At 52.4% G+C, this 9,679-nt stretch carries 11 protein-coding genes and 1 tRNA gene; 1 reads left to right on the forward strand and 11 read right to left on the reverse strand.

All coding sequences use genetic code 11. The annotated features are described in order from the left end of the window. Positions 1-383: 383 nt before the first annotated feature. Positions 384-761: a TraR/DksA family transcriptional regulator gene (locus ACQY36_RS07355; protein ID WP_428057476.1), complete on the forward strand. Its 378-nt coding sequence runs from the start codon at positions 384-386 to the stop codon at positions 759-761. A 111-nt stretch (positions 762-872) separates the two neighbouring features. On the opposite strand, the gene ACQY36_RS07360 is transcribed toward ACQY36_RS07355, so the two are convergent. The 11 genes from ACQY36_RS07360 to ACQY36_RS07410 form a co-directional block, all read right to left on the reverse strand. Then, positions 873-2,063, reverse strand: a complete 1,191-nt coding sequence (locus ACQY36_RS07360; protein WP_428057478.1) for a S1 RNA-binding domain-containing protein — start codon at positions 2,061-2,063, stop codon at positions 873-875. Between the two features lie 48 nt (positions 2,064-2,111). Then, positions 2,112-2,693 (reverse strand): lysophospholipid acyltransferase family protein, encoded by a 582-nt coding sequence (locus tag ACQY36_RS07365; protein ID WP_428071848.1) that lies wholly within the window; start codon positions 2,691-2,693, stop codon positions 2,112-2,114. A gap of 1 nt (position 2,694) precedes the next feature. Continuing rightward, positions 2,695-3,375, reverse strand: coding sequence for a (d)CMP kinase (gene cmk, locus ACQY36_RS07370; RefSeq protein WP_428078614.1), 681 nt, complete (start codon positions 3,373-3,375; stop codon positions 2,695-2,697). A 1-nt stretch (position 3,376) separates the two neighbouring features. Beyond that, positions 3,377-4,468 carry a type IV pilus twitching motility protein PilT gene (locus ACQY36_RS07375; RefSeq protein WP_428057484.1) on the reverse strand — a complete coding sequence of 364 codons (1,092 nt, stop codon included), beginning with the start codon at positions 4,466-4,468 and terminating at the stop codon, positions 3,377-3,379. A 12-nt stretch (positions 4,469-4,480) separates the two neighbouring features. Then, complete coding sequence (gene ftsZ, locus ACQY36_RS07380; protein WP_428057486.1) at positions 4,481-5,635, reverse strand: cell division protein FtsZ; 1,155 nt, start codon at positions 5,633-5,635, stop codon at positions 4,481-4,483. A 14-nt stretch (positions 5,636-5,649) separates the two neighbouring features. Beyond that, the gene (gene ftsA / locus ACQY36_RS07385) at positions 5,650-6,900 is read right to left on the reverse strand and encodes a cell division protein FtsA (RefSeq protein WP_428057488.1); all 1,251 of its coding nucleotides are present in this window, start codon (positions 6,898-6,900) and stop codon (positions 5,650-5,652) included. Between the two features lie 42 nt (positions 6,901-6,942). Next, positions 6,943-7,662, reverse strand: coding sequence for a hypothetical protein (locus ACQY36_RS07390; protein WP_428078616.1), 720 nt, complete (start codon positions 7,660-7,662; stop codon positions 6,943-6,945). Positions 7,663-7,786: 124 nt separating this feature from the next. Next, positions 7,787-7,870 (reverse strand) — tRNA-Leu (locus ACQY36_RS07395). Between the two features lie 82 nt (positions 7,871-7,952). Continuing rightward, on the reverse strand, positions 7,953-8,510 hold the full coding sequence (gene pyrR / locus ACQY36_RS07400) for a bifunctional pyr operon transcriptional regulator/uracil phosphoribosyltransferase PyrR (protein ID WP_428078618.1): 558 nt from the start codon (positions 8,508-8,510) through the stop codon (positions 7,953-7,955). Positions 8,511-8,569: 59 nt separating this feature from the next. Next, on the reverse strand, positions 8,570-9,040 hold the full coding sequence (gene smpB, locus ACQY36_RS07405) for an SsrA-binding protein SmpB (protein ID WP_428057494.1): 471 nt from the start codon (positions 9,038-9,040) through the stop codon (positions 8,570-8,572). Between the two features lie 82 nt (positions 9,041-9,122). After that, on the reverse strand, positions 9,123-9,679 hold a 557-nt coding region (locus ACQY36_RS07410), incomplete at its 5' end, for a hypothetical protein (RefSeq protein ID WP_428071850.1).

A 9,679-nucleotide genomic window follows, 5' to 3' on the forward strand; every position in this document is an offset into this window, starting at 1 on the left:
AAATAAAACGCTTCTCCCGCGTAAAACGGATTTTATAGACGGGCTAAGGCCGGAAACACAACGACAACAACACGGCTAAGACCTGCTTAAAACGACACAACGGACACACCCATCCAGACAGCCCGCAGGGTCCGCCCCTCCCTTTCCCTGACGGTGCCATCCGACTAATTGAGCCACACCGTTTAAACAATGTTGCCAAGCACCGTAAAATCTGCACGGCCTGCAAGGCCCCGCCTCCGGCGGAATACACTTTTCCAAGCGGATGTTCAAAGAGAAAGCAACAGGGGTTGAAAAAAAAAGTTTACTTTGCTAAACTAATCAAACAGTGTCCGGAAATACGTGTTGTTTCCGTCGCACAATTTCGCAGGCAGGGGTATTGTTTTATGGTTATCAAAAAAGCAAACAAAGAGTCGCTCACCGCAGCTGAACTAAAGGAGATTAAAAAACATTTATTGGAAATGAAAGAAGATGCCGCCGCGCGTTTAAAAGACAAAAAGAATATGGATATGCCCGAAGCCGAAGTGGGCGACCCGATTGACGACGCCAGCAAAAGCCTGGACAAAGAAATTTTATTTGAACTTTCCGGCAATGCGCACAATACGATTGAACAGATTGAAGCCGCCCTGCGCAAAATTGACAAAGGGATCTACGGCACCTGTGAATACTGCCGCCAGCCGATTCCCAAAAAACGCATCAAAGCGCTGCCTTTTGCGCGCTACTGCGTCAACTGCCAGCACTCCACGGAAAAACACCGCGAATAAGGCATTTTGAACCGTTAAAAGGGAGCCCCGTACAAAGGAGCTCCCTTTTTGTCTAAAGAAAACCCGGCGCCGTCATCGCACCGGGTTTTTTGCATTTCAATAATATCTAACTTAGTTGTTCTCTTCGTCGTTTTCCGTCTTAAAAGAGTCCTGCAGCAGCTGACCAAGGGTCGGGCGCGGGGCTTGTTTTAAGTACTGGGCGACCACTTTGCGGTTCTGCACCTGGTCGTATTTCTTAACGGAGAGGTTCACCGTAAAGGTTTCCGGGTCCACGCCCACAACCAAAGCGGTAATAACGTCGCCTTCTTTGGCGGTGAAATCGCGGCCCATTTCAAACGGGCTGATAAAGCCTTTCGTGTTGTTCTTGCCGATGGTGCATTCCACGCCGTTTTCGGCGTCTACTTTCACCACGGTGGCTTTCACGGAGCTCTTGTACGGATAGCGGCGTTTGAGCGCGTCGGCCGGGTTCAGGAACAGCTGTTTCAAACCGAATTCCAGTCTCGGGGTTTCTTTATCCAGCTTTAAAAGTTTGGCTTTAAGGCGCTGGCCTCTTCTGAAATTGGCGATAGCGGCTTCGGGTTCTTTCCAGGCGATGTTTTCCAAGTTTACCACGCCTTCAATGCCGTGGAAGCGCAGGAAAAGTTTTTCTTTGTCCACTTTGGACACGACCACGCGCAGCACGTCGCCTTCTTTAATTTCGCTCAACACCTGCTCGCGGCGGACGCTTTCATCCTCTTCAAGCACCTGTTTGCGGGAAACGATCAGTTTCTGTTTTTCTTTCGCAAATTCAACGATCTGGGCTTTGATTTTCGCACCCACGGGCAGATAGTGTTTATAAGCGGTGTGCAGTTCGGAAAGCGAAAGCGGCATAAAGCCGTTCACGCCGAAAACTTCCACAATGTAACCGCCTTTTACGCACTGTACAATGGTGCCTTTGGCGCGTTCTTTGTCTTCGTACGCTTTTTTGCAGATGTCCCAGCCCAAAGATTCCAGGGCTTTTTTATGGGAAAGGATGGAAGGTCTTTCGTCGGAACCGCGTTTAATAAGGACTGCGGAAATGGTGTCGCCCACGGCAGGCAGGGTTTTGCCTTCAAATTCGGACACGGCGATGGCCCCCTCTTTTTTCGCGCCGGTATCCACTAAAATGTAATCTTGATTAATCTGTACAACGGGCACTTCCACGATTTCTTTTTTGTACAGTTTCTCCGATAAAGACTCTTGCTGCGCAATTAACTGGTCCATCGTCATTTCCTGTTCGTTAATTGTTTCTTCGGTGTTTTTAATTTCTTCGTTTGTCGTCATAAGTCCTTATTACAGTCTTTCCCGTCGGGGAGGACTGCGTAACCTCCGTTAGATATTAATTGAATTTATTGCATCCATTATTTGATTTGCAAATTGTTTGTACTGCGCTTTGGGCTCCAGCGCCGGATCCTTTTCCAGGCGCATCACGGTGCCGAACTTCACCCGTATTTTACGCACCCACGGCCACCCGAACGTACCTTCCACTTTTACGGGAAGGACGGGCGCCCCCGTCTTGTACACCAAGAACCCAATGCCGCTTTTAGGCTTCTGCGGCCGCCCGTTGCGGCTGCGCGTCCCTTCCGGGAACATCACCACGCTTTCGCCTTTTTCCAGCGCGTGCACCACTTCTTTTAAGGCCCCAAAATCGCCGATTGTACGCGCCCGGTCCACGGGGATATACCCGCTGCGGCGGAAAAACCACCCCAGCCCCGGCACGGCAAAAAGCTCTTTTTTGGCTACGAAGCGCGAATCACGCACTAACCCGGCAAAACTGCCGATGGCCGGCGGGTCTGCGTTGGAAAGGTGGTTGCCTGCGATAATAAGAGCGCCTGTTTTGGGGATATTTTCCAGCCCCTCAACTTTAAAGTTGTAACAGGTTTTAAAATAGATCCTTGCAATTAATTTTATCAAATTAAGAAGCATAGTGCTGGATTTTCTCCAAGACGGCGTCCGTTACCTGCTGTAAATTAAGATTAGACGTATCAATCACCACCGCGTCGTCAGCGGGTTTTAACGGGCTGACCGCCCGGTGCGAATCGCGCCAGTCGCGCTCTTCAATCATTTTTAAAATTTGTCCGTAATCGGCGTGCTGGCCCGCTTCTTTTAACTGGTTTACGCGGCGTTTGGCGCGTTCCTCGGCGGAAGCGTCCAGATAAAATTTTATTTCCGCATCCGGGAACACCACGGTTCCCACGTCGCGCCCTTCCATCACGATGCCGCCGTCTTCGCCCACGGCGCGCATTTTGTCGGTCAGCACCCGGCGCGCTTCGCCGTTGGTGGAAACGCGGCTGGCCACGTTGCCCACTTCTTCCAGGCGCAGTTTATCGCCCAGGTATTCGCCGTCCACATACATTTTAAGCGCGGCGTCCGGCTGGCGCGCAAACGTAAAACGCAGCTGGCGGGCCGCTTCCAGCACCGCGTCGTGGTCTTCGGGCTCAATGTGTTTTTCAAACACTTTGTATGCCAGCGCGCGGTACATTTCCCCCGTGCTCAAAAACCCGTACCCCAATTTCGCGGCTACGGCTTTTCCGACGGAGGACTTCCCCGTCCCGGCGGTTCCGTCAATGGCAATCAGCATTCCGTTGGTGCGCATATTACTCGTTCACCGCCTCAAGGCTGCCGGTTACGCCGCGGATGGCCAGCATAATGGCGTCCGGGCTGGTGGCGGCGGACTGCGCCGTTTCCAAATCAATAAACCCTTCTTTGTACAGTTTGGCCAAAGACTGGTCAAACGTGTTCATCCCGTAGAATTCGCCGGTCTGCATCATTTTGTACAAATCGCTGGGTTTGTTTTCCAAAATCAGTTTGCGCACCTGCGGCGTGGAAACGAGGATTTCCAGCGCCGGGCGCATACCGGGCTTAATCGTCGGCAGCAGACGCTGGCAGACGATACCGCGCACCAGTTCGGAAAGCTGCAGGCGCACCTGGTCGTGCTGTTCCACCGGGAACGCGTCCACAAGGCGCGCGAGCGTCTGCGTTACGTTTACCGTATGCATCGTCCCCAGTACGAGCTGCCCGGTTTCCGCCGCGCCGATGGCGGCTTTCATCACTTCGCCGTCGCGCAGTTCGCCGATGAGCACCACATCCGGGTCCTGGCGCATGGCGGCGCGCAGCGCGCCCGTGTAAGAAGGGGTGTCCACGCCCAGTTCCAGCTGGCTGACGATACAGCGGTTGTCGGTATGCATAAACTCAATAGGGTCTTCCACCGTCAGAATATGGCCCGCGCGGCTTTGGTTGATGTGGTCAATCATCGCGGCCAAAGTGGAGGTTTTGCCCGAACCGGTCATACCCGTTACCAAAATCAGGCCGCGGCGGTTTTCGGAAATTTTGCGCAGGATATCGCCGGGCAGGTGGAGGTCTTCAAAGGTGGGGATTTTAAGCGGAATATGGCGGATGGCCATACAAATTTTGCCCATTTGGCGGAATACGTTAAAACGGAAGCGGCCGTAAGATTTGGCGTCCAGCGAGAAGTCCACCGTGCTGTACTGTTCAAAAATTTTCCGCTCGCGTTCGCCCATACAGGCGTAAGCCATTTTTTTGGCTTCATCGTTGGAAACAAAACTGTCGTCAATGGGTTTAATCTGCCCGTTCAAACGCACATAGGCGTTGGAATTGCCGCGGATATGCAAACCGCTGGCTTTGTTGTCCACTACCGTTCTTAATAAACTTTGAAGTCCTACCGCCATATTGTTCTCCTCTTACGACCGGTTTTTCTTGCGGCGCAAAAACGCCGGAATCATCATCGCGTCCTCAGGCTCCTGCGCCTTGGGCGGCTCAAACGAGGCAAACACGTCTTCAGCCGACGGTTTTTTGACGGGCGAAGCGCCCGGCATTTCGGACGGAAGCGGCCGGCGCGCATTAAACACGCTGGCTTTTTCGGCGCTAAATCCGGTGGCGATTACCGTTACCTTAAACATTCCGTTTAAAGCGGAATCGTACGAATGGCCGAACATAATGATGGAATCGTTGCTGGCATACTGGCGGATGAGATTCATCACCTCGCCCTGTTCCAAAAGCGTTAAATTTTCTTCCGCGGAAAAATGCACGATAAACCCTTTCGCGCCGCGGATGTCCGCGCTTTCCAAAAGCGGCGAAGAAATGGCCTTTTTGACGGCCTGCAAATGCCGCCCCGGGCCGCTGGCCTCGCCAATGCCGATGAGCGATTTTTGCGAGTGACACATTACTTTGCGGATGTCGTTAAAATCAATGTTTACTTCGCCGGGCTGGGTGATTACTTCGGAAATTCCTTTCACCGCCTGCAGCAGCACTTCATCCACCATCTGGAAAGCGTCCCGGGAAGAGGTTTCCGGGTCTATATTGGCAAAAAGTTTTTCGTTGGGCACGATAATCATGGAGTCTACGTGCTTCTGCATTTCTTTAATGCCTTCGTCGGCCTGTTTTTCGCGCACGTAGCCTTCAAAATTAAAGGGCCGGGTGACCACGCCCACAACCAGCAGGTCGTCCCCGTAAATTTCTTTGGCGAGCTTGGCCAGATACGGCGCCACGCCCGTACCGGTGCCGCCGCCCATCCCGGCCGTGATAAACAGCAAATCGCACTGGCCGATGATGAGTTTTAGCTTTTCTTTGGATTCTTCGGCCGCTTTTTTGCCTTTTTCGGGGTCTCCGCCCACGCCGAGGCCTTTGGTGATTTTCTCCCCCACCTGCACGAGGTACGGGGCGCGGTTTCTGCGCAGGTCCTGCGCGTCGGTATTGACGGCGATAAAGTCCACGTCTTTCAGCCCGGCGTTTACCATGTGGTTGATGGCGTTTCCGCCGCCGCCGCCCACGCCGATGACTTTGATTTTGGCCTTCTTGGTTTCAAACAAGTCGGCCGGCATAAATAAATCTTTCATAGCTTCTCCGTTTATCAGCCGCCGAAGATGTCCACGCCTTTAAACAGCCTGCCCAGTTTGCCGAAGAACGAGCCGCCCTTTTCGTAAGAGCCGCCGGAGTAATCGTCGTAACCGGAGTTGTCGGAAGCATAGATGGCAAGCGCCATGGCGGTGCTGTACTGCGGGTCAAAAAATTCGTCGTCCGAGGTAATCAGGTCGCGCTGGACCACGCCGCGGCGCACCTCTTTAAGCCCCAGGATGTTGACGCAATGGTCGGTAATGCCCGGCATTAACGAACCGCCGCCCGTTACCACGCCCACGACGGGAAAATTCTTGTAGCCGGACGTTTCCACACAGCGGCCCACCTGTTCAATTAATTCTTCCACGCGGGGCTGGATGATGTCCAGCACATAGCTTTTTTTAATGTTGTGCTTGCTGCGCCCGTCCAAAGACGGCACGGGGATTTCGCCCTCTTCATCCAAAAAAGTGGGAAAAGACACGCCGTATTTTTCTTTGATTTCCTTGGCGTTTTGGCGGCTGGTGTGCAAGAGGCGGGAAAGGTCGCTGGTGATTAAATCGCAGCCGTAGGGAATATCGCGCGAGAATTTCAAAATGCCGTCAATGTAAATGCCGACGGACATCGTCTCCCCGCCCAAATCCAAAATCATCGCGCCGATTTCTTTTTCTTCCTGCGTCAGCACGGTGTCGGCCAGGGGCACGAGTCCGTAAAAAGTGCCGTCAATTTTATAGCCGGGGCGCTGGATGGCTTTGGCCAAATTGTTTAAATGCGTGGAAGAACCCGTGGTAATGTGTACGTCCACTTCCAAAAGCGAGCCTTCCATCCCCTCCGGGTTGGTAATGCCTTTTTGCTTGTCAATGGCGTACCCCTGGGTGATGACGTTGACGATTTCGTTGTCGTTTTTAATCGGCATCGCTTTGGCGTTTTCAATGGCGAGCGCCATGTCGGACTGGGTGATTTCCTTGTCCAGGCGCGAAATATTATACGTGCCGTGGTTGGAAAAAGATTCCAAATGCGCCCCGCGCACGCCGACGAACAGACTGCCGATGTCCTGGTTGCATTCGCGTTCAATGCTGCCTAAAATATGCGTTACGGCGGCGGACGTTTCCCGAATGTCGGACACCATACCGCCCTTTAAACCTTTGCACGGGACGCTGCGCCCCGCCAGCACTTTAAGCGTATTTGTTTCAAAATCGTGCGCGGCGGCGATGCACGTCATTTTGCCGCTGCCGATATCCAAGCCTGCAATGATATTCGTTTTAGCCATAAGAACCACCTAAAAAATATACCTTAACTTCTATTATAAAACTTAATGGGACGTCTGTGTTAAAAAAACTTTGCCGTGCTTGAAAAATTGGAAGTCCAGCACCTGCGGATGAGGGTAGCGTTCGCGCGCAAAAGCGATAATCTGCGCCGCCCGTTCGGCCTTTTGTTTTAAGTCCGCCGCCGGGCCAAAGTCAATAATGCTTCCGTCGGGCATATGCATTTTGACGGTATTTGCCTTCAAATTCATCTGTAAAAACGCAAAATCCAGTTCTTTATTCAGTTTTAAGGTGCTTTCCACCAGGCCGATAAATTCCGGGCTGAGTTTGTCCGGCACGTCGCCGACCAGTTCCACAAACGGAACGGGTTTTAATAAATCGGGGTGCGGGTCGGAATAGACGGTGCTGTCGCTGTCAATATAACGGACGCTGTCGTCGGGCAGGACGAATTTGGCGATGGGTTCGCGGTGTTTGGCCGAAATATTAAGCGCGCCGCTTAGCAGCCCGCGGCTGACGCTTACGTTTTTAAGCATCGGGTAACGGCCGGCAATCCCTTCGCGCAGGGCGGCCGCGTCTTTAACGGAAAAAGATTTGCCGGTGTAAGGTTCCGCCAGCGCGGTGATTTCTTTGTTTAAAAGCCCGGTTACGCCGGAAACGGATACCGTTTTGGCGTGCCAGTCGGTCAGTTTGGAATTTACGAGGAGATAATAGCCTTTGGACAGCGCCAGCCAGCCGCCGCATACGGCAACCAGCAGGCAAACGGCCACTAAAAAGAGCTTAAAAAAAAAGGATGACCCTTTTCTGCGGGCAACGCGCTTCTTTTTTCCTAAAGACGACGTTGACGGCCGATAGTAGTCATACTTTTTCATACTGTGCAACCAAAAAACAAAATGGGCGGAAAGGGAGTTGAACCCTTAAGGACTTTCGTCCATACGGTCCTGAGCCGTACGCGTCTGCCAATTCCGCCACCCGCCCAAGTAAATATATTTTAGAATATTGCGACAAAAAAATCCAGCGTTTTTTTAAAATTATTTTTTTGTATAGGAGAAACCTCCGTCTAAAAACGCCGTGCGGCCTCTTTTTGCCCGCCGATATTATGCACGATTTTGTCATCCCCGTCGCGTTCTTTTAAATGAACGTGGATGATGTCCTCGTCCCCGGTCGGCACAAAACGGCCCATAAAATCCGCACACAGCGGCAGCTGGTGATGCCCGCGGTCCACCATCGTCAAAAATTCCACTTTCCGCGCGCGCCCGAACGACGCCAGCGCGTTAAGCGCGCACAGCACCGTGCGGCCCGTATACAATACGTCGTCGGCCAAAATGATGGTTTTCCCGTCAATATCGGTCCCCAGGCCGGAGCTTTTTAGCTGCGGGTCCTGCGCCACCTGGGTTAAATCGTCCCGGTACAGGGTAATATCCAGCTCGGCCAGCTGCGGGCGCGCGCCGCACACAGCCGCAATTCTTTCCTGCAGGCGTTTGGCGATAAACGCCCCGCGCGTTTTAATGCCCACCAGGCGGTATTCGTTCATATCGGGGTGGCGTTCAATAATTTCGCACGCAAGGCGGTCCAGCATCCGCCCGACGGCGGCTTCGTCCGCAATGATTTTTTTCATAGCAATCCTCCCTTTCAGTAATTACGGCATATAAAAAACCCGCCGAAAAAAGCGGGTTTTTAAAAGCGAATATTATTTTTAAAATTCTTTTCCATTTCGCGGTTTAAATCGCGTTTTTTAAGCGTTTCGCGCTTGTCAAACAAATGCTTGCCTTTCGCCACGCCCAGTTTCAGCTTGGCCCAGCCGTTTTTAAAATACACTTCCACCGGCACGAGCGAATAGCCCTTTACGTCCGCCTTGGAGGCCAGCTTGCGCAGCTCTTTTTTATTCAGCAGCAGCCGCCGCGTACGCGTCGGGTCCGGTTCCGTCATGGAATTAAATTTATACGGTTTTACGTGCATATGGTACACGCTGGCCTGTCCGTTTTCCACGCGCACAAAGCTCCCCTCCAGGCTCAGTTCTTTCTGGCGGATGGATTTTACTTCCGCGCCCAAAAGTTCCAGGCCGGCTTCGTAGGTGTCTTCAATAAAATAGTCGTGGTAGGCTTTGCGGTTGGTGCAAACCACCAAAACGGACTCTTTCTTCGTCATATACTATATAATAGCAAATTCCGCGCACGGCCATAAAAATCCCGGTTCCCCAAAAGAACCGGGAGAGTGAAAAATACAACGTTTACTGGCTTACGCAGGTAAGCACCTTGCCCGTACCGGAAGCGTTGTTGCAAGACTTATTACACGCTCCTCCCGAATAACTGTATGTCCCGTTTGAACAGCCCGAATCCGTCTTGGAAATCAAACACTTATACGAGCAGGAAGAAGCCCCCGCCGTGCAATTATTATCACACAAAGCCTGATAATCACTTCCATAGCAGTTAGGCATAGATCCGCCGGAATATCGGTACATTTGGCCGCCGATAAGCTTGCCGCCTTCCCACCACAGCCACCGCGCGGACGCGCTTCCCTCTTTAGGACTCAGCTTTAAGGAGCCGCCCTGATAAAACGTATAGGAATTTACACCAATGCCGGAGCACGCTCTGCAACAGCCTTGCTGAGGGTCAAAATCTCCGCCATAGTAGCAATGTGTAGGATCCGCGCCGGCGGTACCGCATTTTTTGCGGCCGTCAAAATCACCCGGACAGTAATGGCAGTCCACCAACACCCCTACATCTATCACCTTCGGGCTGAACTTGCCTATGCACTTCCCGTTCTTTAAAATCATATTGCTCGGAC

This window comes from Candidatus Avelusimicrobium alvi (genome assembly GCF_958451995.1).
Classification (GTDB): Bacteria; Elusimicrobiota; Elusimicrobia; order Elusimicrobiales; family Elusimicrobiaceae; genus Avelusimicrobium; species Avelusimicrobium alvi.

Excerpts from the sequence above, each read along its gene's own strand:
- ACQY36_RS07355 (WP_428057476.1), top strand. The coding sequence starts at position 384 with ATGGTTATCAAAAAAGCAAACAAAGAGTCGCTCACCGCAGCTGAACTA.
- ACQY36_RS07360 (WP_428057478.1), bottom strand. The coding sequence starts at position 2,063 with ATGACGACAAACGAAGAAATTAAAAACACCGAAGAAACAATTAACGAA.
- cmk (WP_428078614.1), bottom strand. The coding sequence starts at position 3,375 with ATGCGCACCAACGGAATGCTGATTGCCATTGACGGAACCGCCGGGACG.
- ACQY36_RS07375 (WP_428057484.1), bottom strand. The coding sequence starts at position 4,468 with ATGGCGGTAGGACTTCAAAGTTTATTAAGAACGGTAGTGGACAACAAA.
- ftsZ (WP_428057486.1), bottom strand. The coding sequence starts at position 5,635 with ATGAAAGATTTATTTATGCCGGCCGACTTGTTTGAAACCAAGAAGGCC.
- ftsA (WP_428057488.1), bottom strand. The coding sequence starts at position 6,900 with ATGGCTAAAACGAATATCATTGCAGGCTTGGATATCGGCAGCGGCAAA.
- pyrR (WP_428078618.1), bottom strand. The coding sequence starts at position 8,510 with ATGAAAAAAATCATTGCGGACGAAGCCGCCGTCGGGCGGATGCTGGAC.
- smpB (WP_428057494.1), bottom strand. The coding sequence starts at position 9,040 with ATGACGAAGAAAGAGTCCGTTTTGGTGGTTTGCACCAACCGCAAAGCC.